This window comes from Streptosporangium sp. NPDC053982 (assembly GCF_055585205.1).
Window position 1 is genome coordinate 199,359 of sequence record NZ_JBVJKQ010000012.1, and the last position, 23,087, is coordinate 222,445.

At 72.8% G+C, this 23,087-nt stretch carries 22 protein-coding genes; 13 read left to right on the top strand and 9 right to left on the bottom strand.

Annotated features, from left to right (window positions below):
- A complete protein-coding gene (locus tag ACZ6W9_RS23220; protein WP_389963914.1) occupies positions 1–1,323 on the bottom strand; it encodes an RNA polymerase sigma factor in 1,323 nt (440 codons plus the stop codon).
- The gene (locus ACZ6W9_RS23225) at positions 1,299–1,985 is read right to left on the bottom strand and encodes a class I SAM-dependent methyltransferase (protein WP_362933245.1); all 687 of its coding nucleotides are present in this window, start codon (positions 1,983–1,985) and stop codon (positions 1,299–1,301) included. The genes ACZ6W9_RS23220 and ACZ6W9_RS23225 overlap by 25 nt, the downstream gene beginning before the upstream one ends.
- A 223-nt stretch (positions 1,986–2,208) precedes the next feature.
- On the opposite strand from ACZ6W9_RS23225, the gene ACZ6W9_RS23230 reads away from it, so the two are divergent.
- Positions 2,209–3,057 carry an MBL fold metallo-hydrolase gene (locus tag ACZ6W9_RS23230; RefSeq protein WP_389963911.1) on the top strand — a complete coding sequence of 283 codons (849 nt, stop codon included), beginning with the start codon at positions 2,209–2,211 and terminating at the stop codon, positions 3,055–3,057.
- A 45-nt stretch (positions 3,058–3,102) separates the two neighbouring features.
- Here ACZ6W9_RS23230 and ACZ6W9_RS23235 read toward each other — a convergent pair whose 3' ends face one another.
- On the bottom strand, positions 3,103–5,031 hold the full coding sequence (locus ACZ6W9_RS23235; RefSeq protein WP_389963908.1) for an ABC transporter ATP-binding protein: 1,929 nt from the start codon (positions 5,029–5,031) through the stop codon (positions 3,103–3,105).
- The gene (locus tag ACZ6W9_RS23240; RefSeq protein ID WP_389963905.1) at positions 5,028–6,968 is read right to left on the bottom strand and encodes an ABC transporter ATP-binding protein; all 1,941 of its coding nucleotides are present in this window, start codon (positions 6,966–6,968) and stop codon (positions 5,028–5,030) included. The genes ACZ6W9_RS23235 and ACZ6W9_RS23240 overlap by 4 nt, the downstream gene beginning before the upstream one ends.
- Positions 6,969–7,303: 335 nt before the next feature.
- Here ACZ6W9_RS23240 and ACZ6W9_RS23245 point away from each other — a divergent pair, with 335 nt between their 5' ends.
- On the top strand, positions 7,304–8,797 hold the full coding sequence (locus tag ACZ6W9_RS23245; protein ID WP_470119577.1) for an erythromycin esterase family protein: 1,494 nt from the start codon (positions 7,304–7,306) through the stop codon (positions 8,795–8,797).
- A gap of 97 nt (positions 8,798–8,894) precedes the next feature.
- On the opposite strand, the gene ACZ6W9_RS23250 is transcribed toward ACZ6W9_RS23245, so the two are convergent.
- Both ACZ6W9_RS23250 and ACZ6W9_RS23255 read right to left on the bottom strand, forming a co-directional pair.
- Complete coding sequence (locus ACZ6W9_RS23250) at positions 8,895–9,077, bottom strand: hypothetical protein (protein WP_470119579.1); 183 nt, start codon at positions 9,075–9,077, stop codon at positions 8,895–8,897.
- Positions 9,078–9,084: 7 nt separating this feature from the next.
- A complete protein-coding gene (locus ACZ6W9_RS23255; RefSeq protein WP_389963896.1) occupies positions 9,085–9,324 on the bottom strand; it encodes a hypothetical protein in 240 nt (79 codons plus the stop codon).
- A gap of 406 nt (positions 9,325–9,730) precedes the next feature.
- Between ACZ6W9_RS23255 and ACZ6W9_RS23260 the strand changes: the two genes are divergently transcribed.
- On the top strand, positions 9,731–10,750 hold the full coding sequence (locus ACZ6W9_RS23260) for a hypothetical protein (protein WP_470119581.1): 1,020 nt from the start codon (positions 9,731–9,733) through the stop codon (positions 10,748–10,750).
- Between the two features lie 291 nt (positions 10,751–11,041).
- On the opposite strand, the gene ACZ6W9_RS23265 is transcribed toward ACZ6W9_RS23260, so the two are convergent.
- Genes ACZ6W9_RS23265 through ACZ6W9_RS23275 form a run of 3 tightly spaced genes read right to left on the bottom strand, consistent with a single transcriptional unit; the run spans position 11,042 to position 13,256 of the window.
- Entirely contained in the window at positions 11,042–11,683 is a 642-nt protein-coding gene (locus ACZ6W9_RS23265) for a 4'-phosphopantetheinyl transferase family protein (protein ID WP_389963890.1), read from the bottom strand.
- Complete coding sequence (locus ACZ6W9_RS23270; protein WP_389963887.1) at positions 11,680–12,522, bottom strand: metallophosphoesterase family protein; 843 nt, start codon at positions 12,520–12,522, stop codon at positions 11,680–11,682. Before ACZ6W9_RS23270 ends, ACZ6W9_RS23265 begins: the two co-directional genes overlap by 4 nt.
- Positions 12,519–13,256: a thioesterase II family protein gene (locus ACZ6W9_RS23275; RefSeq protein ID WP_389963884.1), complete on the bottom strand. Its 738-nt coding sequence runs from the start codon at positions 13,254–13,256 to the stop codon at positions 12,519–12,521. The genes ACZ6W9_RS23270 and ACZ6W9_RS23275 overlap by 4 nt, the downstream gene beginning before the upstream one ends.
- Positions 13,257–13,667: 411 nt before the next feature.
- Here ACZ6W9_RS23275 and ACZ6W9_RS23280 point away from each other — a divergent pair, with 411 nt between their 5' ends.
- The 10 genes from ACZ6W9_RS23280 (at position 13,668) to ACZ6W9_RS23325 (ending at position 23,087) form a co-directional block, all read left to right on the top strand.
- Positions 13,668–14,288 carry a D-sedoheptulose-7-phosphate isomerase gene (locus tag ACZ6W9_RS23280; RefSeq protein WP_362933269.1) on the top strand — a complete coding sequence of 207 codons (621 nt, stop codon included), beginning with the start codon at positions 13,668–13,670 and terminating at the stop codon, positions 14,286–14,288.
- Complete coding sequence (locus ACZ6W9_RS23285; protein WP_389963880.1) at positions 14,285–14,671, top strand: HypC/HybG/HupF family hydrogenase formation chaperone; 387 nt, start codon at positions 14,285–14,287, stop codon at positions 14,669–14,671. Before ACZ6W9_RS23280 ends, ACZ6W9_RS23285 begins: the two co-directional genes overlap by 4 nt.
- An 18-nt stretch (positions 14,672–14,689) precedes the next feature.
- Positions 14,690–15,382: a D-sedoheptulose-7-phosphate isomerase gene (locus ACZ6W9_RS23290; protein WP_389963877.1), complete on the top strand. Its 693-nt coding sequence runs from the start codon at positions 14,690–14,692 to the stop codon at positions 15,380–15,382.
- Between the two features lie 188 nt (positions 15,383–15,570).
- The gene (locus ACZ6W9_RS23295; RefSeq protein WP_389963874.1) at positions 15,571–16,752 is read left to right on the top strand and encodes an NADH-quinone oxidoreductase subunit B family protein; all 1,182 of its coding nucleotides are present in this window, start codon (positions 15,571–15,573) and stop codon (positions 16,750–16,752) included.
- A 2-nt stretch (positions 16,753–16,754) separates the two neighbouring features.
- A complete protein-coding gene (locus ACZ6W9_RS23300) occupies positions 16,755–18,563 on the top strand; it encodes a nickel-dependent hydrogenase large subunit (protein ID WP_389963871.1) in 1,809 nt (602 codons plus the stop codon).
- The gene (locus tag ACZ6W9_RS23305; protein WP_389963869.1) at positions 18,560–19,255 is read left to right on the top strand and encodes a NifU family protein; all 696 of its coding nucleotides are present in this window, start codon (positions 18,560–18,562) and stop codon (positions 19,253–19,255) included. Before ACZ6W9_RS23300 ends, ACZ6W9_RS23305 begins: the two co-directional genes overlap by 4 nt.
- Positions 19,252–20,100 carry a DUF5947 family protein gene (locus ACZ6W9_RS23310; protein ID WP_389963866.1) on the top strand — a complete coding sequence of 283 codons (849 nt, stop codon included), beginning with the start codon at positions 19,252–19,254 and terminating at the stop codon, positions 20,098–20,100. The genes ACZ6W9_RS23305 and ACZ6W9_RS23310 overlap by 4 nt, the downstream gene beginning before the upstream one ends.
- The gene (locus ACZ6W9_RS23315) at positions 20,093–20,725 is read left to right on the top strand and encodes a DUF6084 family protein (protein ID WP_389963863.1); all 633 of its coding nucleotides are present in this window, start codon (positions 20,093–20,095) and stop codon (positions 20,723–20,725) included. The genes ACZ6W9_RS23310 and ACZ6W9_RS23315 overlap by 8 nt, the downstream gene beginning before the upstream one ends.
- A complete protein-coding gene (locus tag ACZ6W9_RS23320; protein WP_470119585.1) occupies positions 20,722–22,599 on the top strand; it encodes a hypothetical protein in 1,878 nt (625 codons plus the stop codon). Before ACZ6W9_RS23315 ends, ACZ6W9_RS23320 begins: the two co-directional genes overlap by 4 nt.
- Entirely contained in the window at positions 22,596–23,087 is a 492-nt protein-coding gene (locus ACZ6W9_RS23325) for a hydrogenase maturation protease (protein WP_389963858.1), read from the top strand. The genes ACZ6W9_RS23320 and ACZ6W9_RS23325 overlap by 4 nt, the downstream gene beginning before the upstream one ends.

The window sequence follows — 23,087 nt, forward strand, 5'->3', positions numbered from 1 at the left end:
TCAGGCCAGATAGTCGCGCAGGGCCTGGGACCGGGACGGGTGCCGCAGCTTCGACATGGTCTTGGACTCGATCTGCCGGATGCGCTCGCGCGTCACGCCGTAGACCTTGCCGATCTCGTCGAGCGTCTTGGGCTGACCGTCGGTCAGGCCGAACCGCATGGACACCACGCCCGCCTCGCGCTCCGACAGCGTGTCGAGCACCGAGCTCAGCTGCTCCTGCAGGAGCGTGAAGCTGACCGCGTCGGCCGGGGTGGGCGCCTCGGAGTCCTCGATGAGGTCGCCGAACTCGCTGTCACCCTCGGTGCCGAGCGGGCTGTGCAGGGAGATCGGCTCGCGGCCGTACTTCTGGACCTCGACGATCCTCTCCGCCGGCATGTCGAGCTCGCGGCCCAGCTCCTCCGGGGTGGGGTCGCGGCCCAGGTCGGCCGTCATCTGCCGCTGCACGCGGGCCAGCTTGTTGATCACCTCGACCATGTGGACCGGGATGCGGATGGTCCGTGCCTGGTCGGCCATGGCGCGGGTCACGGCCTGCTTGATCCACCAGGTGGCGTAGGTGGAGAACTTGAAACCCTTGGTGTAGTCGAACTTCTCCACCGCGCGGATCAGGCCGAGGTTGCCCTCCTGGATGAGGTCCAGGAACAGCATGCCGCGGCCGGTGTAACGCTTGGCCAGCGAGACCACGAGCCGGAGGTTGGCCTCCAGCAGGTGGTTCTTGGCCCGGCGGCCGTCCTCGGCGATCCACTCCAGCTCCGCGCGGACGTCGGGGGCCAGGCCGTCGCCGTCGGTGGCGAGCTGCTCCTCGGCGAACAGACCGGCCTCGATGCGCTTGGCCAGCTCCACCTCCTGCTCGGCGTTGAGCAGGGGGACCTTGCCGATCTGCTTGAGATAGTCCTTGACCGGGTCGGAGGTCGCGGACGCCGAGACGCCGCTGAAGTCGTCGTCATCGTCGGCCAGGACCAGCGTGTCGTTGTCAACCGGGGCCGTCACCGCGATCACACCCTTCGTGAGCCGAGCAGGGCGAACACCCGCTCCTTCTCCTTCAACGTACGTCCCGCGCCGGCGTGCTGCGGACACGCGGAACCCCGCCCGCGGCCCGGGACCACCTCGGTCTTCTGCCCCGTTCCCCTCCGCCTGAATCGGTTCCGCCCCAACCGTGTGGCCCGCGTCACCCATCGTGACCTGCGCGGACGTCCCGTCCCGCCGTCGCGCTCCGGCCGCCCCCGGCCGCCCCGGCACGCCCCGCCCGGCGGCGGCGTGCCCTCGGCCGGAGGGCCGAACAGAGCACGCCGCCGGATGGGTCAGCGCGGTACGGCCCGCACCCACCCGCGGTCCCCGTCGACGAAGCCGTCCATCGCCAGGCCGGCGTCGTCGAGCTCCCGCGCCAGGAAGTCGTCGTCGAGGCGCCTGCTGAGGAAGAAGTGGGTCCAGCGCCGGTCACCGACCGTGTACTCCATGGTGGCCGCCAGCATGCCGGGCTCCGGCCGGCTGACCTCGGTCATGCGCATGACGTGGCCGTCGTCGGTCACCCGCTCGGAGGGCCCGACCGTGTCGTACCACTCCGGGGGCTTGCGCTGGAGGATCACCAGGCCGCCGTCGGCGACGTGGTCGCGGCAGGTGCGCAGGAACGCCCGGCGCAGCTCGTCGTCGGCCGTCTCGATCACGAACGACATGAGCAGGACCACGTCGAACGTCCGGCCCAGGGCGAGCGTCTGGATGGGGGAGCAGACGGTCTCGGCGCCTTCGATGTGCGCGAGCATCTCCGGCGACTCGTCGACGGCGACCACCGGGTGGCCGAGGGCCAGGAGGCCGTGGGTGACCCTTCCGGCCCCCGAGCCGAGCTCCAGGATGCTCGCGCCGGCCGGGACGGCGCCGTGCACGAGCTCCGGCTCGCCGTTCGGGGTCAGCATCGCGTAGTAGTCGACGGCGCAGCCGTCCGGGGTGATGGGGCCGGGACCGGTGCCGTGGTAGATGCGCTTCGCTTCCATGATCCCCATCATGTGTCGCCGCCCGGGGCCGCGCGCGGCGATACGGCGGGCCCGTGAGGATCCGGTGGGAAGCGGCGGTACGGCGAGCCGGGTGAGAACCCGGTGAGAGAACGAGAACCCGGTGAGAAAACGCCCGAAACGGGCATGGCTCGCTGAGAACGAGGAAGCACCCGAAGCGTGACCGGGGTCGCGGCCCGGGTTCCGCACCAGCTGGAGGCCCGTCATGGTCGACTTCCCCGAGTCCGGCGTCTTCTTCGTCGGCAACGCCACGATGCTCATCCGCTACGACGGGTTCACCCTGCTCACCGATCCGAACTTCCTCCACCGGGGCCGGCGCGCCTACCTCGGCTACGGCCTGAGCAGCAGGCGCCGCACCGATCCGGCGATACAGGTGGAGGACCTGCCCCCGCTCGACGCCGTCGTGCTGTCGCACATGCACGGCGACCACTGGGACCGGGTCGCCCGCCGCGGGCTCGACCGGTCCGTGCCGATCGTGACCACCCGGCAGGCGGCGCGGCGGCTGCGGCGCCAGGGCTTCGGCGAGGCCGCGGGCCTGAGCACCTGGCAGGAGCGGATCCTCCGCCGCGACGGCCGCACGCTGAAGATCACCGCGCTGCCCGGACGGCACGCGCCCGGGGCGGCCCAGGTGCTGCTGCCGCCGGTGATGGGCAGCATGCTGGAGTTCGGCCGCCGGGACGGCCGGGTCGGCCTGCGCATGTACATCAGCGGCGACACGCTGATGGACCGCGAGCTCCTAGCGCCCATCCCCGAGCGTTACCCCGACATCGACGTGGGCGTCGTCCACCTGGGCGGCACCATGATCCTGGGCATGATGATGGTGACCATGGACGGCGCGCAGGGCGCCGAGTGGCTCTCCTTCATCGGCCCCAGGCACGCCGTGCCGATCCACTACGACGACTACGAGGCGTTCTCCTCCGGCCTCGACGACTTCCGCGAGGAGGTCGAGCGGCGCGGCCTGTCCGACCGGGTGCGCTACCTCGCCCGCGGCGAGACCTGCCCGCTGCCGGTGCGGACCGCCCACAGGAAGGCCCCGGCGCCGCAGCGCTCCTGAACCTCCCGGCCGGACCGGGGCCCTGCCCGGTCCGGCCGGAACGCCTCACCCGTGGCCGGCCGGGGCTCCGGACCCCTCCGACACGCTGTCCATCCAGGCCCGGTGCAGACCGGCGAAGCGGCCCCCCTCCGCGATGAGCCGGTCCGGGGAGCCGTCCTCCACGATCCGGCCGCCCTCGATCACCAGCACCCGCTCGGCGGTCTCGACCGTCGACAGCCGGTGGGCGATGATCAGCGCGGTCCGGTCGGCGAGGATCGTGCGCATCGCCCGCTGAACGAGCCGCTCACCCGGCACGTCGAGGCTGGAGGTGGCCTCGTCGAGGATCAGCACCGCCGGGTCGGCGAGGAAGGCGCGGGCGAAGGCCACCAGCTGCCGCTGGCCCGCCGACAGCCGGCCGCCGTGCTTGCCGACCTGGGTGTCGTAACCCTCCGGGAGCGCCGAGATGAAGTCGTGGGCGCCGATCGACCGGGCGGCCGCCACGACCTCGTCCATGGTCGCGTCCGGGCGGCCGAACCGGATGTTGTCGGCCACCGTACCGGTGAACAGGAAGTTCTCCTGCGTCACCATGACCACCGCGCCGCGCAGCGTCTCCTCGGCGAGGTCGCGCAGGTCGACGCCGTCGAGCAGCACCCGGCCGGCGACGGGGTCGTAGAACCTGGCGACCAGCTTCGCCAGCGTGGTCTTGCCCGCCCCGGTGGTGCCGACCAGCGCCACGTTCTGCCCGGCGGGGATCACCAGGTCCATCTCCGGCAGGACCGGCGTGCCGTCGAGGTAGGAGAACTCCACCCCCTCGAACCGCACCTCGCCGCGCGGCCGCTCCAGCGCCACCGGCTCGCGCGGCTCGGCCACCACGGGCCGCTCGTCCAGCACGCCGGCGAGCTTCTCCAGCGCCGCCGCCGCCGACTGGAACGTGTTGTAGAACTGGCTGATCTCCTGCATCGGCTCGTAGAACTGCCGCAGGTAGAGCAGGAAGGCCGCCAGCACGCCCACCTGGACGTCACCGCCGATGGCCCGCCAGCCGCCGTACAGCAGGACGGCCGCGATCGTGACGTTGCCGATCAGCTTGACCCCCGGCATGAACATCGCGATCAGCCGCATGCTGCGGAGGTTGGCGTCCCGGTAGTCCACGTTGAGTTCGGAGAAGATCTCCTGGTTGCGCGGCTCCCGGCGGAACGCCTGGACCGCCCGGATGCCGGTCATCGACTCCACGAAGTGGACGATCACCAGGGCGACCGTCTCCCGGGTCCGGCGGTAGGCGAGGCTCGACTGCCGCCGGAACCACCGGGTGAACAGCAGCAGGACCGGCAGCGGCAGCAGGGCGACCAGCGCCAGCGGGACGTCCAGGACCAGCAGCAGGACCGCGGTGCCGACCAGCGTCAGCACGGCGGTGACCAGCCCGTCGAAGCCCGACTGCAGCATCTCGGAGATGGCCTCGATGTCGGAGGTGAGCCGCGCGACGACCCGCCCGGAGGTGTAGTCGTCATGGAACGACAGCGACAGCCGCTGGAAGTGGCCGAACACCCGCCGCCGCAGCTCCAGCAGGATGTTCTGGCCGATCCGGCCCGCCATCCTGAGGAACACCTGCCGACTCACCGCCTGCACGGCCGCCGCGACCAGGATCGCCGCCACGACGGTCACCAGCGTCCCCGGCCCGTGCCCGGCGGCCATCGGCGGGATGCCGGAGTCGATGCCGACCTTGACCAGGAAGGGGATGGCCAGGGCGGCGGCGTTGCAGACGACGATGACCGCGACGAGCAGCGCGATCTGCCTGCGGTAGGGGCGCAGCAGCTCGCCGAGCAACCGCCTGGACTGCGAGCGCAGCGCCAGCGACTCCTGCGGCGGCAGGTCGTCGTCCTTCTCGGCGGCGACCCCCCGCCACGCCCGTTCGTCCTGCTCGTCCCGCTCGTCCCGCTCGTGCTCCGGCCGGTCCGGGCGGGCCGCGCCCGCCGGTCTCGCGTGGTCCGTCGTGCTCATCGCAGCGCCCCCTCGCTGTCCAGGTCCATGCCGGCGCCCAGGCCGGCCCCCTCGTCCGGGCCTGAGTCCGGGCCTGAGTCCGGGTCCGGGTCCGGGCCGATCTCGTCGTCCAGGGCCGCCGACAGCAGCGCGCGGTACTCCGGCACGCTCGCCAGCAGCTCGTGGTGCCGGCCGACGTGCGCGATCGTGCCGTCCAGCAGCAGCGCCACCTTGTCCGCCAGCAGCACGGTGGAGGCGCGGTGCGCCACGACGATCCCGGTCGCGTCGCGCAGCACGTGCCGCAGCGCCTCCTCCACGAGGATCTCCGTCTCGACGTCCAGCGCCGAGAGCGTGTCGTCCAGCACGAGGATCCTCGGCCGGCTCAGCACGGCGCGGGCCAGGGCCAGCCGCTGGCGCTGACCGCCGGACAGCGACATCCCCTGCTCGCCGATCCTGGTGTCCAGCCCCCACGGCAGCCGGTGGACGAACCCGGCCTGGGCCGTCTCGATCGCCGCCTCGATCTCCTCCTCGGTGGCGTCGTGCCGGCCCAGCGTCAGGTTCTCCCGGACGCTCATCGAGAACAGCGTCGGCTCCTCGAAGGCCGTGGCGACCAGCGAGCGCAGCGCGGGCAGCGACAGGTCCCGTACGTCGTGCCCGTCGATCGTGACCCGGCCCGCGGTGACGTCGTGCAGCCGCGGCACCAGGGAGGTCAGCGTGGTCTTGCCCGAGCCCGTCGCGCCGACGACCGCGACCGTCTCGCCGGGCCGTACGTCCAGCCAGACGTCACGCAGCACCGGCTCGGCCGCGCCGGGGAAGCGGAACTCCACACCCTCGAACCGCAGGTGCCCCCGGGGCCGCTCGATCTCCCCGGAACCGCCGACGATCTCCGGCTCGGTGTCGAGCACCTCCAGCACGCGGTCCGCCGCGGTCATCGCCTCCTGGCCCTGCACCAGGATGAAGCCCAGGGCCGAGATGGGCCACACGAGCTGCAGCATCAGCGTGGTGAAGGCGACCAGCGTGCCCAGCGTCAGCGCGCCCGAGCCGACCGCGAGCGCGCCCAGCAGCAGCACCAGCGCGAGGGTGACGTTCGGGACCACCTCCAGGAAGGTGAAGAACTTCGACGACAGCCGCACCTTCTCCATCGAGGAGCGGTAGACCTTGTCCGCCCCCTCACCGAAGAGGCCGGCGATGTGCCGTCCGCGGCCGAACGCCTTGATCGTCCGGATGCCGACCGCGGACTCCTCGATCACGGTGGCGAGGTCGCCCTGCTCGTCCTGGACCCGCCGGGAGACGTCGATGTACCCCCGTTCGAAGCGCAGCGAGGTGATCACCACCGGCGCCGCGGACAGGGCGACGAGCAGGCCGAGCGGCCAGTACATGTTCAGCAGCAGCACGGTCACCGTCACGATCTGCACGGTGATCAGGACGAGGAAGAGGATGCCGAAGCCGAGGAACCGCCGGATCACCGACAGGTCCGTGGTCACGCGCGACAGCAGCTGGCCGGACTGCCAGGAGCCGTGGAAGCCCATCGGCAGCCGCTGCAGGTGCCGGTAGACGTCGTCGCGGAGCCTGGTCTCCACGTCCAGGACGACGTCGGACATCAGCCACCTGCGGGCGAAGATGAGGCCCGCCTCCAGCACGCCCAGCGCCAGGGCCAGCAGGGCGAGGGGGACCAGGGCGCCGGTGTCCCTGTCCGCGACGGGACCGTCGATGATCTTCCGGGCGACCATCGGGATGACGATCGCGATCCCGGTCGCCACGAGGGCGGGCAGCCAGATGAAGACCAGGCGGGTGACATGGGGGCGGAGGTAGGACCTCATCCGCCACAGGGAGGTCAGGCCGCGGCGGCGCGGCGGGGGAGCGGGGGCCGGGCGGGGGTCCTCCGCGGGCCCGGCGGTGTCGTCTCCGGTCGAGTCGTTGGAGTCCTTCTGTTCGAGGGGGTCCGTATCAGGGGGCATCAGCAGGCAGCACTCTCCTCACGGTCTAGGGGTGGTTGGTCGCCGACCGGCGCACAGAACCCGCCTAGGCTAAGGCAGCCGTCAACCGGTTTTCCGGTCGGTGGAGCCGCCGGATCTCCCGGACATTCCAGTCATTCCAGACCGGGCACGAAGGCTCACCGTGGCGGAGGGGTGCCTTGAGTCTCCGCCCGCCGTACGGCGTCGGCAACTGCCCCGGGGGTGGCGCTGCCGTAACCGCGGCGGCAGGCGAGGCTGCGCGCCGTACGGCGGTCTAAGCTGGTGTCAACACCGCCCCGGCGGGGCGGCGACCCGCTCCGACCTGGGAGTTGGTGGCGATGACGGATCGGCTGCCCGCGAATCCCCGCGCCGTCGCGCGCCCCTCGGACGGCGGCACCGCGCTCCGTCCCGGAGCCTCGGCGATCGCCTCCCGGGCGCTGCCCGCGGCGGAGGGGACGCCCCGCGAGGAGGACCTGCTGGATCTGGTGGGTGACGCCCGCTTCGTACTGATCGGGGAGGCGTCCCACGGCACCCACGAGTTCTACGAGGCCCGTGCCCACATGACGCGGCTGCTCATCGAGAAGCGGGGATTCTGCGCCGTGGCGGCGGAGGCCGACTGGCCCGACGCCTACCGGGTGAACCGCTACGTCCACGGCCGCAGCGACGATCTCACCGCGGAGGAGGCGCTGCGCGGCTTCGAGCGCTTCCCCACGTGGATGTGGCGCAACGCGGTGGTGCTCGACTTCGTCGGCTGGCTGCGCGCCCACAACGACCGGGCCGGCCGCGCCGAACGCGCCAGGGCGGGCTTCTACGGCCTCGACCTGTACGGCATGTACCGGTCGATCCACGAGGTCGTCGCCTTCCTGGACAGGACGGACCCGCAGGCCGCGGCGCGCGCCCGCGAGCGCTACGCCTGCTTCGACCACCACGGCGCCGACGACAGCCGGGCGTACGGCTTCGCCGCCGCGTTCGGAGCCGGAGAGTCGTGCGAGGAACAGGCGGTCGAGCAACTGGCCGACCTGCGCGCCCACACGCTGGAGCACGTCCGAAGGGACGGGATGCTCGCCCGCGACGAGGTCTTCTACGCCGAACGGAACGCCAGGGACGTCGTGGCCGCCGAGGAGTACTACCGCACGATGTTCGGCGGGCGGGTCTCCTCCTGGAACCTGCGCGACACCCACATGGCCGAGACGCTGCACGCCCTCGCCGCCCACCTCACCCGGCAGCGCGGCCGGCCGGCCAGGATCGTGGTGTGGGCGCACAACTCCCACGTCGGCGACGCGCGGGCCACCGAGGCCGGCGAGGAGGGCGAGGTCACGCTCGGGCAGCTCGCCCGCGAGTGCTTCCCCGGAGAGTGCCGCCTCATCGGCCTCACCACCTACACCGGCACGGTGACGGCCGCCGGCGACTGGGGCGCCCCCGCCGACCGCATGCGGGTACGGCCCGCCTTCCCCGGAACGGCCGAGGAGCTCTTCCACCGCACCGGCCGCGGCGACTTCCTGCTCGACCTGCGCGCCGCCGGGGAACCCGCCTCCGGGAAACCCCCCTCCGGGGAGTACGGCGCGGGCGAGCCGGGTGGCGGTGAGCGCGGCGCGGGGGGACCCGGCGCCGGTGATCCCGCGGGGGGACTCGGCACGCCCCTGCTGGAGCGGGCGATCGGCGTGGTCTACCGCCCCCGGACCGAACGGCGGAGCCACTACCTGCACGCCCGCCTGGCCGGGCAGTTCGACGCGGTGATCCACATCGACGAGACCCGGGCCGTCGAGCCGCTGGAGCGGACCGCCCGCTGGGAGCGGGGCGAGGCCCCCGAGACCTACCCCTTCGCCGTCTGAGCCGGAGCGCCCGAGCCCAGGGAAGTCTTCCCACCCGGTTCGACGGCGGCGACTTCAGCCGCGCGGTGTTCGCCGGCGTGCTTGTCTTCATGGCTTCTCATTCCGGGTCGTGACGGTCGTCCAGTAGACGGGGCAGCAGGCCCAGGGCGACACCGGCTGCTGCGCCACCGCTGAGCAGGGCGGTGGGCCAGGGGGCGCCGGCCGCCAGGGTGAGGGCGCAGGCGATGGCCGCGACCAGGGCGGTGATGGTGAGCACGATCAGGACGGTCGTGGAGAACATGCGGGTTTCACTCCTGCGGTGGTGCCGGCACCGTGCCGGCGGTGTGTTCATCGGCCCAGAACTCGATCAGCTCTTCGCGGGTGAGCCGGTCGGATGGGCGGTTGGGCGGGATACGTCCGGTGGTCAGCGCCCAGGTGGTGACCAGCAGTATGAGCAGCTGGTCGTCGTCGGTGACCTGAGGTGGGAAAGGGCGGCAGGACCGGGTGCCGTTGACGCGCAGGAAGGCGTGGGCACTGGCGCATGGCATGGGGCTCTCGCCTCCGTCGTCGGTGGCAGGGGGTGCGCGGTCAACGATGCGGGGGCTGTGGCGACGGCTGCCACCACTTCCAGCATCCCCGAATGAACCCGGACAAGCCGCTGCTTTCCTGGTGGTGATCTCTCCGCGACGCCATGCGTCGGCCGGTGTCCGGTGTCGTCCGGAAGCCCTTCGGCGCCGTCCGGTCTCATCCGGAATCCGCATCCGTTCTCATCCGGGATCATCCGGAGTCATCCGGGCCGTTCTCTGATTCCCCTGGTCACCCGTTCTTCCGGGGGGCGCGTGTTCCGGACGAGACGGGATGTGCGATCTGCCCCAGCTTGACAGTCCTTTGGTGTAACTATGGCTTCCGTCACTTTTTGTTGATCACTAGTTACCGAATCGGACTAAAGGTGCAATGGAGGGTCAACATCGCGTCGCGGCGCACCACGGCTTCATCGACCAGCTCAAGGAACTGCGTGAGCAAGCCGGGGGTCCGACGCTGTCCCAGCTCAAAAGACTGTCCATCGCCAACGCGAAGAGGGAGAAATACGCGGCGCTCGAACCCAGCACCACACACGACATTCTGAGTGGCAAGCGAAAGCGCCTTCCGCCCTGGCCGTGGGTCGACATGTTCGTGGCCGCCTGCCATGCGGCGGCCGTGGAAAACGGACTGCCCGTCGAGCCCCTGGGCGGCCGCGCTGACTGGAACGCCCGGTGGCGGGCCGCTCGCGTCGCTCGGGAGGACGCCGAGGATCCCCTGTCCGACGCCGCCCGGCCGCCCGCACGACCGCCGGACAGCCGGACGGGTGAGGCGACGCCCGCGTCTCCCGTCACCGTGCAGACGAAGCCGCCTGAGCCCGACGTCGCCGACGCGGTGGCGCTCTGGCGGGAGAGGCAGGGTGATCGGGAGGTCTACGGCAGGATAGGGGCCCGGCTGCTGGGGGAGATCGAGATGGGGGATCCGCAGGATTGCATGCGGATGGCGGTCATAGCCTGGTTGAGGAACCAGCACTCGTCGGCGTATCTGTGGCTGCACCGCGCCGGTGACGCGGCCAGGTTGCTGCGTCCCTCCTCGTTGACCGAGGCGGCCGCCGAACTGGCCTTCCGTTACGGGCGGCACTACGAGCGTGCCGCGCGGATCGGCGTCGCGATGTTCTTCTACCGGCTGGCCGACCGCCACGGCCACCCGGCGGCGGCCTTTCACTCCGACCTGATCGAGCAGCGCAGGCGGCATGAGCATGCCGCTGCACCGTGGTCTGACAGCGCGGGGCCAAACGGCTACTTCCGCACGGCTGTGGAGATCACCAGCGGTTGGGCGCGGATCGGCGATCCGCTCTGGAAAGAGAACGATGTCGTGCCGGCCGAAGTGATCGAGCCCATCATCGTGGTCGAGTCGCCCCAGCCGACGGAAGACCCTCCGCTGGCTGTTTTCTGACCTCGCCACCGCCCGGACCCATCGATGTGAGGCCGGCTCTTCCCTCCGGAGCCGCGCTCACCCGCATCTGTCCATCGACGGTGATGCGATCGGCCTGGTCAATGAGGAGAGTTCAGGTTTTCCTGAAGCGATCATCCCGCTCCCGCGAGGCTCCATGAAATGACGCCCGGCCGTGGTTTCGGTGACACCGCACCGGGAGCCCGCAGGACCTCGCCGACGCCGCCCGATCCTCGTCATCTGTGCCGCTCACGGTGCTCGCCGTGCTGCGCGGCTGGACGGCCCCGCCGGGCGTCACCCCTGCGGCAGGGCGATGGCGGTGAGCGCCAGGCCGCCGGAGACGAGCCAGCGGCCGGTGAAGCCGGTCAGCTCCCGGCCCTCCACCACGGGCCCGGCCACCAGCAGCCGGGCGGTGAACGTCCCGGCCGGATCGAAGGTGACGTGGGCCTCGTCGAAGTCGAGCCAGCGCCGGGCCAGCGGGAACCACGCCTTGTAGACGCTCTCCTTGGCGCTGAACAGCAGCCGGTCCCAGTGGGTTCCGCCGGCGAGGCGCGCCAGCTCGGCCCGTTCCTCGGGGAGGGCCACGATGCCCGCGATCCCCTCGGGGAGCGGCTCGTGCGGCTCGGCGTCGATGCCGACGGTGAGGGCCTTGAGGGAGACCGCGGCGGCGCGGTACCCCTCGCAGTGGGTGATGGCGCCCCGTACCCCGGCGGGCCAGACGGGCGCGCCCAGCTCGCCGGGCAGGATGGGGGCGGGCGGCACGCCCAGGCGGGCCAGCGCCCGGCGGGCGCAGTGGCGGGCGGTGGTGAACTCGCGCCGCCGCCGCTCCACCGAGCGGGCGACGACCGCCGCCTCCTCGGGGAACAGCCCGGCGTCGGGCGGGTCGGCGAACGCCTCGGCGCTCGCCACCCACGACGGCAGGATCTCCTCGATCACGGCGCCGCCGCCGGGGGAGCGGGCAGGATGCGGCGCAACCGGCCCGGCTGGGTGGGGCGGGGCCGCCACTCGCGCGGGTAGCCCAGTGAGACCTCCTCGAAGCGCACGCCGTCGTACCAGGTGGTGCGGGGGATGTGCAGGTGGCCGTAGACGACCGCGCGGGCGTCGAACCGCAGGTGCCAGTCGGCGGTGAGCTCGGTGCCGCACCAGATCGTGAACTCCTGGTGGTGCATGACCCGGGTCGGCTCGCGCACCAGCGGATAGTGGTTGACGAGCACGGTCGGCAGGCCACCCGGGCGTTCGGCCAGCCGCCGTTCTGTCTCGGCGACCCTGGCCTCGCACCACGCCGCGCGGGAGGGGTGGGGGTCGGGGTGCAGGAACACCTCGTCGGTGCAGACCACGCCCCTGTCGTAGGCCAGGGCCAGCGCCTCCTCGGCGGTGGCGACCCCCGGCATGCGGAAGGTGTAGTCGTACAGCACGAACAGCGGGGCGATCACGACCGGCCCGCCCGGCCCCTCCCACACCGGGTAGGGGTCCTCCGGGGTCACCACGCCGAGGTCACCGCAGACCTTCACCAGGTGCCGGTAGCGCTCCTCGCCGCGCAGCCGGACCGGGTCGCTGGAGTGGGACCACAGCTCGTGGTTGCCCGGAACCCACACGACCTTCTCGAAACGTCCGGCCAGCAGGCCGAGCGCCCACTCGATGTCGGCGACCTTCTCCGAGACGTCCCCGGCGACCAGCAGCCAGTCGGACCCGGACGACGGCCGCATCTCCTCGACGATCCGGCGGTTCTCCTGGTAGCCGACATGCAGGTCGCTGACGGCCAGCAGCGCCGTCACGCGTGAACCGCCCTCACTGAGCCGAGGATCATCCGGGCGATCTCCGGTACGTGGCCGGTGAGGAAGAAGTGGCCGCCGGGGAACACCTTCAACTCGAACCGGGAGGTGGTGTGCCGGCCCCACGCCTCGGCCTCGGCCACACTGGTCACCGGGTCGGCGTCGCCGGTGAGCGCGGTGATCGGTACGGCGAGCCGCGCCTCGCCGTCGGGGCTGTGGGTGCAGACCGCCCGGTAGTCGGCGCGCAGGCTCGGCAGGATCAGCCCGCGCAGCTCCTCGTGCCGCAGCACCTCCGGATCCGATCCGCCGAGCATCTCGGCCAGGGCCACGAGCTCGTCGTCACCGAGCAGGTGCGCGGTCTCCAGCCGGGTCGTGGAGGGGGCGCGCCGCCCGGACACGAACAGCGCGACCGGCCCGCCGCGGTCCAGCCGCCGGGCGACCTCGAAGGCCATGACGGCCCCCATGCTGTGCCCGAAGAACACCCGTGGCCGGTCGCCGCCGCCGAGCGCCTCGGCCGTCCGGTCGGCGAGCAGGGACAGATCGTCGATCAGCGGCTCGTCGAACCGGTCCTGCCGGCCCGGGTACTGCACGGCGAGCATCTCGGCGGCGGGCGCCAGGGCCGCCGACAGCGGGTGGTAGTAACTCGCGGTGCCCCCGGCGTGCGGGAAGCAGACCACCTGGACGTCGCTTCCGGGGGAGGGGTGGAAGCGCCGGATCCAGCGGGCGGCTGCCGTCAAGGTCGTTCTCCTTCGGTCGGTCGGCGGGCCGTCGTGCCGGACGCGTGCCGTACGGCGGCCCGGCTGGACGCGCGTCGTACGGCGACGGCCCCGCGGGACGCGTGCCGTACGGCGGCCGTCGTGCCGGACCCGCGCCGTACGGCGGCGGCCCGGGGTGCCCGAGGCGCGCCGTCCCGCCCGTGCCCCGCCGCGAGACGACCCCACTGCGAGACGATAACGGGGAACGTTGATCATCACCAAGGGCGGGAACCCCGCGGGACGCGGGAATCCCGGTGGATCCCCGTCGCCGGCGGCCGCCGCGGCCGGTCGGGCGAGTGATCAGATCTTTACTCCGCTTTGTGGCGTCGAAGGTGTCGATTCGCCGAACACGGAACGTAATCTGACGACTACCGTAAATGACGGAGTGTTCACATGCCAGTGACATCGACCATGCAGTTGGCCGTCAGCGAGGCCTTCGCCCGTCGGGATTCCGCCGGTCACGCTCTCGCGGAGGACTCCCTGCGCATCGCCCGCGCGTGCCGGGAGATGGCGGACCGGTTCCACCGCGGTGGAAAGCTGATCGTGTTCGGCAGCGGCGGGGGCGGCACCGACGCGGCCCACATCGCGGTCGAGTTCATGCATCCGGTCATCATGGGCAAGAAGGCGCTGCCCGCCCTGGCCCTCAGCAACGACGCCGCCACCGTCAGCGGGGTGAGCGCCCGGGAGGGGCCCGCCGAGTCGTTCGCCCACCAGCTGCGCCGTTGGGCCGACCCGGCGGACATGGCGCTCGGGATCTCCCGCGACGGCGACTGCCCGGGTGTCCTGCGCGGCCTGCAGGAGGCCGGGGCGCTGGGCCTGTTCACGCTCGCCCTCGTCGGGGGCGACGGCGGCGCCGTGGTGCGCGAGCGGGCGGCCGAGCACATCCTGATCGCCGCCTCCGACGACCCGGCGGTGGTCAAGGAGATTCACGTCACCGTCTATCACGTGCTGTGGGAGCTGGTTCACGTCTTCCACGACAGGCCCGGCCTGCTCGGTGGAGAGGAGACACGATGAGCGACGAGGACGGCTGCTGCGACACCGGGCCGTGCGTCACGTGCGCCGACGAGGCCGTGCCGATGCGGGTGATCAGCATCAGGTACGGCGGGCTGGCCGTCGCCGGCGCGGGCCCGGTCACCACCGAGGTGAGCGTGGCCCTGGTGGACGCCGCCGAGGGCGACACGGTCCTCGTCCACGCGGGGGAGGCCATCGCGGTCGTCGGCAGGCACCGGCGCGCGCCGGAGGAGGCGGCGCCCGGAGACATAGGACCCGGAGGCGCGGTGCCCGGGGAAACGATGCCCGGAGACACGGCGACCGGAGAGACGGCGACCGGAGAGACGGCGATCGGGGACGCGGCGGTCCAAGGCGCCGCGATCGGCAGACATCGGGAAACGCGGTGACCAGGAGAGGAAACGGCGATGAGCACCGGTGAGCGGCCCCCCGAGGGGATGGGCGGGCTCTACCCCTTTCTCTACCCGGGCCCCGGCGACCTCGACGCGGTGCTGACCGAGGCGCTGCGCTCCACCGGAGAGAAGGCCGCCGAGATCGTCCGGCTGCGCCGGGAACTGGCCGAGTCGATGGCGGACGAGCTCGTCGAGTGCGCCGGGGAGATGGCCATCCGGTTCGCCGCCGGCGGGCGGCTGTTCGCCTTCGGCAACGGCGGCAGCAGCACCGACGCCCAGGAGGTGGCGACGGCGTTCCTGCATCCCGGCTACGGGCTCTCCCTGCCCGCGCTGTCGCTGACCAGCGACGTCGCCGTGGTGACCGCCCTGTCGAACGACGTGGGCTTCGACGTCGTCTTCGCCCGCCAGCTCGCCGCCCTCGGGCGGCGCGGCGACATGGCCTTCGGCCTGACCACCAGCGGCGGTTCCGCCAACGTCGTCCGCGCCTTCGAGGAGGCGGCCCGGCTGGGCATGCTCACCATCGGCCTGGCCGGGGACCGGGGCGGCAGGCTGTCCGAGCTGGAGCTGCTGGACTACCTGTTCGTCATCCCCTCCTCCTCGGTGCACCGGATCCAGGAGGCGCAGACGACGGTCTACCACGTGCTGTGGGAGCTGACCCAGCACGCCCTCGGCGCCGCCCCGGCCCCGCCGGTCCACAACGTCGGCTGACGGACCCGGGCCCGGACCCGCCGCGAGAACACGAGAGCACGAGAGCACGAGAACGCGAGGAGCCCGGCGAACCCGAGGAACCCGAGGAACCCGAGGAGACGCGTCATGATCCGCACCGCACGAGACCTCCCCCACCACCATCGACCACCGGCATCGAGGAGCGGGGAGCCCCGGGAAGGCAGGACGGCATGACGGCACCGGCGGGCCGGGCGCGGCAGGAGAAACGGCACGAGAAACGGCAGGAGAAACGGCAGGAGAGACGGCGGGAGAGCCAGGGCGCGGCGGAGCCGCAGGAGGAACAGCGGCAGGAGAGCCGGGGCGCGGCCGGGCCGCCGGAGGAGGAGCCGCTCGTCCACATCCTCTGGATCAACGCCGGGCTGAGCTGCGACGGCGACTCGGTCTCGCTGACCGCGGCGACGCAGCCCAGCATCGAGGAGATCGCCCTGGGGGCGCTTCCCGGCCTGCCGAGGGTGGCCGTGCACTGGCCGCTGGTCGACTTCGAGTCCGGGCCGATGCAGGGCTCCGACGTGTTCATCGAGTGGTTCTTCCGGGCCGCGCGCGACGAGCTGGAACCGTTCGTGCTGGTCGTGGAGGGATCCATCCCGAACGAGTCGATCAAGCAGGAGGGCTACTGGTGCGGGTTCGGCAACGACCCGGCCACCGGGCAGCCCCGGACCACCAGCGAGTGGCTGGACATCCTCGCGCCGAAGGCCACCGCCGTACTGGCGGCCGGAACCTGCGCCACCTACGGCGGCATCCACGCCATGGCGGGCAACCCGACCGGCGCGATGGGCGTCGCCGACTACCTGGGCTGGGACTGGCGCTCCAAGGCCGGCCTGCCGATCGTCAACGTGCCGGGCTGCCCGGTCCAGCCGGACAACCTGTCGGAGACGATCCTCTACCTGCTCTACCAGCTCACCGGGCAGGCGCCGATGATCCCGCTGGACGAGGCGCTGCGGCCGACATGGCTGTTCGGCCAGACCGTGCACGAGGGCTGCGACCGGGCCGGCTACTACGAGCAGGGCCAGTTCACCGCCGAGTACGGCTCGCCGAAGTGCCTGGTGAAGATCGGCTGCTGGGGGCCGGTCGTACGGTGCAACGTGCCCAAGCGCGGCTGGATGAACGGCATCGGCGGCTGCCCCAACGTGGGCGGGATCTGCATCGCCTGCACGATGCCCGGCTTCCCCGACAAGTTCATGCCGTTCATGGACGAACCGCCCGGAGCGCGGCTGTCGTCCACGGTCAGCGGCGCCTACGGCGGCGTCGTGCGCGGCCTGCGCGGCATCACCCTCAAGACGGTCGACAAGGAACCGAAGTGGCGCACCAAGGGCCGCGCCCTGCTCACCGGTTACAAGGCGCCCTGGAGCTGAGCATGAAGACCTCACCTGAGAAGACGGAGGAGACCCCGCCGCCCGGCGGCCGGGAGCTGGTGGAGATGTCGTGGGACCCGATCACGCGGATCGTGGGCAGCCTCGGCATCTACTGCAAGATCGACTTCGCCAACCGGGAGGTCGCCGAGTGCTACAGCACCTCGTCGATCTTCCGCGGCTACAGCATCTTCATGAAGGGCAAGGACCCCCGCGACGCGCACTTCATCACCAGCCGGATCTGCGGCATCTGCGGCGACAACCACGCCACCTGCTCGGTCTACGCCCAGAACATGGCCTACGGCGCCCGCCCCCCGGCGCTGGGGGAGTGGATCGTCAACTGCGGCGAGGCGGCCGAGTACATGTTCGACCACAACATCTACCAGGAGAACCTGGTGGGGGTCGACTACTGCGAGAAGATGGTCCGCGAGACCAACCCCGGGGTGCTCGCGCTGGCCGAGACCACCGAGGCCCCGCACGCCGCCGACCACGGCTTCCGCACCATCGCCGACATCATGCGCTCCCTCAACCCGCTGGAGGGGGAGTTCTACCGCGAGGCCCTGGCCATGAGCCGGGTCACCCGGGAGATGTTCTGCCTGATGGAGGGCAGGCACGTGCACCCCTCCACCCTGTATCCCGGCGGGGTCGGCACGGTCGCCACCGTGCAGCTGTTCACCGACTACCTCACCCGGCTGATGCGCTACGTCGAGTTCGTCAAACGGGTCGTGCCCATGCACGACGACCTGTTCGACTTCTTCTACCAGGCCCTGCCCGGCTACGAGGAGGTCGGCCGCCGCCGGGTGCTGCTCGGCTGCTGGGGCAGCTTCAACGACCCCGAGCACTGCGACTTCGACTACCGCACCATGAGCGACTGGGGCCGGCGGATGTTCGTCACCCCCGGCGTGATCGTGGACGGCCGTCTCGTCACGAACGACCTCGTCGACATCAACCTCGGCATCCGCATCCTGCTGGGCAGCTCCTACTACGACGACTGGGCCGGGCAGGAGCCGTTCGTCACCCACGACCCGCTGGGCAACCCCGTCGACATCCGGCACCCGTGGAACCAGCACACCATCCCCCACCCGCAGAAACGCGACTTCACCGGCAAGTACAGCTGGGTGATGTCGCCGCGCTGGTTCGACGGCGCCGACATGCTCCCGCTGGACACCGGCGGCGGCCCCATCGCCCGCCTGTGGTCCACCGCCCTGTCCGGGCGGGTGGACATCGGCTACGTCAAGGCCACCGGCCACAGCGTGCAGATCAACCTGCCGAAGACCGCCACCCGCCCGGAGAAGACGCTGGAGTGGACCATCCCCACCCACGACGGCCAGCCGCTGTCCAACGCGCTGGAGCGCAACCGGGCCCGCTCCTACTTCCAGGCGTACGCGGCGGCCTGCGCGCTGCACTTCGCCGAGCAGGGCCTGGCCGAGGTCCGCGCCGGGCGCACCCGGACCTGGGCGCCGTTCGAGGTGCCGGAGGAGGCGATCGGCTGCGGGTTCACCGAGGCGGTCCGGGGCGTGCTGTCGCACCACATGGTGATCAGGGACGGAAAGATCGCCAACTACCACCCGTACCCGCCCACCCCGTGGAACGCCAGCGTCCGCGACCCGTACGGCACGCCCGGCCCGTACGAGGACGCGGTGCAGAACACCCCGATCTTCGAGGAGAACCCGCCGGAGGACTTCAAAGGCATCGACATCATGCGCGCCGTACGCAGCTTCGACCCGTGCCTGCCGTGCGGGGTCCACATGTACCTCGGCGGCGGCAAGGAGCTGCGCAAACTGCACAGCCCGCACGCCTTCGGCCCGGCATGACCGGCCCGGCGACCCCCGGGGAGCCACCCGGGGAGGGGCCGCTCACCGACCCGCTCACCGACGGGCACGACGGGCACGACGGGCACGGTGCCCGCGCCGTCCGTACCGCCCGCGCCGTCCGGGCGGGCGGATCCCGGGGGCGCGACGTCCGCGCGGTGGGCGAGCGCGTCGAGGCGCTGCTCGCCGACCTCGGCGAGCACGCCGACCCCGCGACGCGCGCCAGGGCCGAGGAGCTCGTCCGCGCCCTCGTCGAGCTGTACGGCGCCGGCCTGGAACGCGTCGTCGAGGCCGTCGTCGAGGCCGGAGCCGCCGGCGTCCTGCACCGCCTGACCGGTGACGACCTCGTCTCCGGCCTGCTCATCCTGCACGACCTGCACCCGCTCGGCACCGCCGAACGCGTCGCCGCCGCCCTGGACGAGGTCCTGGCCGGCCGCGAGGAGAGGGCCGAACTGCTCGGCGTGGACGAGGCGGGCGTCGTACGGCTCCGCCTCACGGGCGCCGGTCACGGCTGCCCCTCCTCCCGGCGCGCCCTGCTGCGCGCCGTCGAGGACGCCGTGACGCGGGCCGCGCCGGAGGCGGCGCGCGTCGAGATCACCGAGGCCGGGGGGCGGACAGCGGGGCCGGCGGCGGGCCGGTCGCCCCTGCTGCAGATCGGCCGCCGCCCGGCCGTCGCGGGCGGGGGAGCGCCGTGACGGCGGCCACCGGGCTGCGCCGCTTCCGGACGCCGGACGCCGGGGCCGCGACCCGGTGCGAGCTGTGCGGCGAGCCGGCCGGGGAGGACCACGGGCACGTGGTGAACCTGGAGACCCGGGCGCTGCTGTGCGCCTGCGCCTGCTGCCACCTGCTGTTCTCCCACGACGGCGACCACGATGACGGTGACCGCGACCGCGACCACGATGACCGCGACCGCGACGGCGGCCGTGATCACGACGGTGGTGATCAGGGCGGCGGTGATCAGGGCGGTGCCCACGACGGCGGTGACCGCGACGGCGGTGATCAGGGCGGCGCCCGCTACGGCGGTTCGCGGCGGCGCTACCGGGGGGTGCCGCGCCGCCACCTGCACGCGCCCTCGTTCCCCCTGACCGAGGCCGACTGGGAGGAGATGCGGATCCCGGTGCGCACCGCGTTCTTCTTCCGCAACTCCGCGCTCGGCCGGATCGTCGCCTGCTACCCCAGCCCCGCCGGGGCCACCGAGTCCCTGCTGCCGCACGACACCTGGGAACGGGTCCTGACCGCCGTCCCGGAGATGGCCGGGGTGCTGCCCGACGTCGAGGCGCTGCTGGTGGACCGCCGCCCCCAGGGGGGCTTCGCCTGCCACCTCGCACCGATCGACGCCTGCTACCGCCTGGTGGGCCTGGTACGGCTGCACTGGAAGGGCTTCGACGGCGGCCCCGAGGTCTGGCGGGCCATCGACGGTTTCTTCGCCGACCTGCGCCGCCGCGGCCGCCGGGTGCCGTGGCCGGACGGCCGCGGTGCCCCGGAGTGCGGCGGGGACGGTCACGGCGCCCCGGAGTCGCGCGGGGGCGGCCGTGGATGAGATCGCCTTCACCTGCGTGGGCGCGCGGGCCGAGCCGTACGCGGCCTTCCCGACGCTCCTCTTCCGGCTGCGCGTCACCGAGCCGTCGCCCGCCGGGGTGCACGCCGTACTGCTGCGCTGCCAGATCCGGGTGGAGCCGCACCTTCGGCGGTACGGCCCCGCCGAGGCGGAGCTGCTCGGCGACCTGTTCGGCGACCCGTCCCGATGGGGCGACACGCTCAGGCCGATGCACTTCGCGACCGTCTCGGCCACCGTCCCCGCCTTCCACGGCGCGACCGAGATCGACCTGCCCGTGCCCTGCAGCTACGACCTGGAGGTGGCCGCGGGCAAGTACTTCGCCGCGCTGGACGACGGGGAGATCCCGCTGATCCTGCTGTTCGGCGGCACGGTCTTCGCCCGCGCCGAGAGGGGTTTCTCGGTGACGCAGATCCCCTGGCACCGGGAGGCCCGGCACCGGCTGCCGGTCGGGGTGTGGCGGGAGCTGATGGACCGCTACTTCCCGGACAGCGGATGGCTGCGGCTGAACCGCGGCACGCTGCGCGCCCTGCGCCGCCTCAAGGCCGAACGCGCCCTGGCCACCTGGGACGAGGCCGTGGAACTACTGCTGGAGGAGAGCCGGCGATGACCGCTCCCATGGAGATCGCCCGCCGGGTCGCCGACGCGGTGCTGTACGAGGGCTACCTGCTCTACCCCTACCGGGCGTCGGCCGCCAAGAACCGGGTGCGCTGGCAGTTCGGGGTGCTCGTGCCGCCGGGGTTCGACGCCACCTGCGAGCACCCCTCCAGCGTGACCGAGTGCCTGCTGGAACGCGCCGACGACGCCGAGGTACGGCTGCGGCTGCGCTTCCTGCACGTCAGGACCCGCGTCGTCGAACGGGCCGGGGACGACGGCCACCGGCCCGTCCCCGAGCTGACCGTCGAGACGGCCGGACCGGCCGCTCCGGCAACCGGGACGGCGGGCGGGTTCCCGGTCCGGGAGGCGGACCTCGGGACGGCGGGCTCCGCGGAAGCGGGCGACGGGCCCGGGACGGCGGGCGGGGCTCCGGAGGGATTCCCGGACCGGAAGACGGGCTTTGGAACGGCGGGCTCCGGGGAAGCGGGCGACGGGCCCGGGACGGCGGGCGACGCGGTGACCTACCTGTCCTTCGAGGAGGCCACCGAACGCGAGACGGAGGTGGTCTTCCCCGTCGCCGGACTGCTCGACGGCGAGCGCGCCGCCGACGTGCGCCTGCCCGGGGACCGGTCCGTCGAGACGATCACCGGGCCGTCCGGCCGGGCCCGGGGCCGCGTGGTCCGCGAGCACCTGCCGCTGCACGCCGTCGTTCGGGCCCGCGCCGAGCGGGTGGCGGGGCCGTACGATCTCGTCCGGCTGCGCGTGCGGGTGGAGAACGTCACCGGCTGGGACGACCCGGACGCCACCCGCGAGCAGGCGCTGCGCCGCTCGCTGATCTCGGCCCACCTGATCATCGAGGTGACCGGCGGCGCGTTCGTCTCCCTGCTCGACCCGCCCGAATGGGCCCGGCCCGCCGCCGAGACCTGCCGCAACGAGCGCACCTGGCCCGTCCTCGTCGGCGAGCCCGGTCACCGCGACGTGCTGCTGTCGTCGCCGATCATCCTCTACGACTACCCGGACACCGCCCCGGAGAGCCCGGGTGACATGTTCGACGCCACCGAGATCGACGAGATGCTGCACCTGCGGACGCTCACCCTCACCGAGGAGGAGCAGCGGCAGGCCCGCGCGACCGACCCCCGGGTGGCCCGTCTCCTCGACATGGTGGCGACCCTGCCGCCGGAGCTGGCCGAACGGCTGCACGGCGCGATCCGCCACCTGGAGACCCCCGCCCGCGACGCCGCCGCGCCCCGCTGGGGCTCGGCGGCCGGTCCCGGCGCGGTCCCGTGGGACGACGCGTCCCCGGCCGGTCCGCCCGCGGGCCCCGTGCCGGATCCCGTGCCGGGCCTCACGCCGGATTCCGTACCGGACCTCGCCGCAGACCTCGTGTCGGGCCGCATGCCCGGCGCCGCGCCGTGGGGCGATCCCGGCGCCGACTTCTGGAGCGACCTCGCGAACGGGCCCGGTTCCTCGCCGGACACCGACGCCGTGTCCGTCGCCGGGGTGGAGGTCGCCAGGGGCAGCCGGGTACGGCTGGCGCCCGGCAGGCGGCGCGCCGACGCCCATGACATGTTCCTGGCCGGCCGGACCGCCCGGGTGGAGGCCGTGCTCACCGACCTGGACGGGGCGCGCCACCTGGCGGTGACCCTGGACGAGGATCCCGGCGCCGACCTGCACCGTTCCCACGGCCGCTTCCTCTACTTCGCCCCCGACGAGGTCGAGCCGCTCGACGCCCCCGGCCCGGCGGACGGTACGGCGGGCACCGGCCTCCCCGGCCTCCCCGGCCTCCCCGGCTTCTCCGGACGGACGCCGGGCCGGCCCGGCCGTCCGGAGGACGCCGGCACCGGGACGGACGCGCGGGACACGCCTGAGGGGCGGGACGCCCCATGAGCGGCATCCTCGTCGCGGGCGTCGGGAACGTCTTCCTCGGCGACGACGGGTTCGGCGTCGCGGTGGCCGGGCGCCTCGCGGAACGCGACCTGCCCGCCGGCGTCTCGGTGGCCGACTTCGGCATCCGCGGCGTCCACCTGGCCTACGAGCTCACCGGCGGCGGCCACGACACCGCGATCCTCGTCGACGCCGTGGCCCGCGGCGGCCCGCCCGGCACGCTGTACGTCCTGGAGCCCACGCCCGGCGAGGTGTCCGGACCGGTCCTCGACGCCCACGACATGACCCCGGAGACCGTGCTGGCCCTGGCCAGCGCGCTCGGCGGCGGGACGGCACGGGTGCTGCTCGTCGGGTGCGAGCCCGCCGACCTGTCGCCCGGCATGGAGCTGAGCCCGCCGGTGGCCGCGGCCGTCGGCGCGGCCGCGGACCTGGTCGCCGACCTGGTCCGTCAGGAGATGGCGGCGGCGCCCGCGAGCGCCCGCTCGCCGTAG

Excerpts from the sequence above, each read along its gene's own strand:
- ACZ6W9_RS23285 (WP_389963880.1), top strand. The coding sequence starts at position 14,285 with ATGAGCGACGAGGACGGCTGCTGCGACACCGGGCCGTGCGTCACGTGC.
- ACZ6W9_RS23325 (WP_389963858.1), top strand. The coding sequence starts at position 22,596 with ATGAGCGGCATCCTCGTCGCGGGCGTCGGGAACGTCTTCCTCGGCGAC.
- ACZ6W9_RS23290 (WP_389963877.1), top strand. The coding sequence starts at position 14,690 with ATGAGCACCGGTGAGCGGCCCCCCGAGGGGATGGGCGGGCTCTACCCC.
- ACZ6W9_RS23300 (WP_389963871.1), top strand. The coding sequence starts at position 16,755 with ATGAAGACCTCACCTGAGAAGACGGAGGAGACCCCGCCGCCCGGCGGC.
- ACZ6W9_RS23260 (WP_470119581.1), top strand. The coding sequence starts at position 9,731 with ATGGAGGGTCAACATCGCGTCGCGGCGCACCACGGCTTCATCGACCAG.
- ACZ6W9_RS23280 (WP_362933269.1), top strand. The coding sequence starts at position 13,668 with ATGCCAGTGACATCGACCATGCAGTTGGCCGTCAGCGAGGCCTTCGCC.
- ACZ6W9_RS23230 (WP_389963911.1), top strand. The coding sequence starts at position 2,209 with ATGGTCGACTTCCCCGAGTCCGGCGTCTTCTTCGTCGGCAACGCCACG.
- ACZ6W9_RS23320 (WP_470119585.1), top strand. The coding sequence starts at position 20,722 with ATGACCGCTCCCATGGAGATCGCCCGCCGGGTCGCCGACGCGGTGCTG.
- ACZ6W9_RS23245 (WP_470119577.1), top strand. The coding sequence starts at position 7,304 with ATGACGGATCGGCTGCCCGCGAATCCCCGCGCCGTCGCGCGCCCCTCG.
- ACZ6W9_RS23240 (WP_389963905.1), bottom strand. The coding sequence starts at position 6,968 with ATGCCCCCTGATACGGACCCCCTCGAACAGAAGGACTCCAACGACTCG.
- ACZ6W9_RS23295 (WP_389963874.1), top strand. The coding sequence starts at position 15,571 with ATGACGGCACCGGCGGGCCGGGCGCGGCAGGAGAAACGGCACGAGAAA.
- ACZ6W9_RS23255 (WP_389963896.1), bottom strand. The coding sequence starts at position 9,324 with ATGCCATGCGCCAGTGCCCACGCCTTCCTGCGCGTCAACGGCACCCGG.
- ACZ6W9_RS23235 (WP_389963908.1), bottom strand. The coding sequence starts at position 5,031 with ATGAGCACGACGGACCACGCGAGACCGGCGGGCGCGGCCCGCCCGGAC.
- ACZ6W9_RS23225 (WP_362933245.1), bottom strand. The coding sequence starts at position 1,985 with ATGGAAGCGAAGCGCATCTACCACGGCACCGGTCCCGGCCCCATCACC.
- ACZ6W9_RS23250 (WP_470119579.1), bottom strand. The coding sequence starts at position 9,077 with ATGTTCTCCACGACCGTCCTGATCGTGCTCACCATCACCGCCCTGGTC.
- ACZ6W9_RS23305 (WP_389963869.1), top strand. The coding sequence starts at position 18,560 with ATGACCGGCCCGGCGACCCCCGGGGAGCCACCCGGGGAGGGGCCGCTC.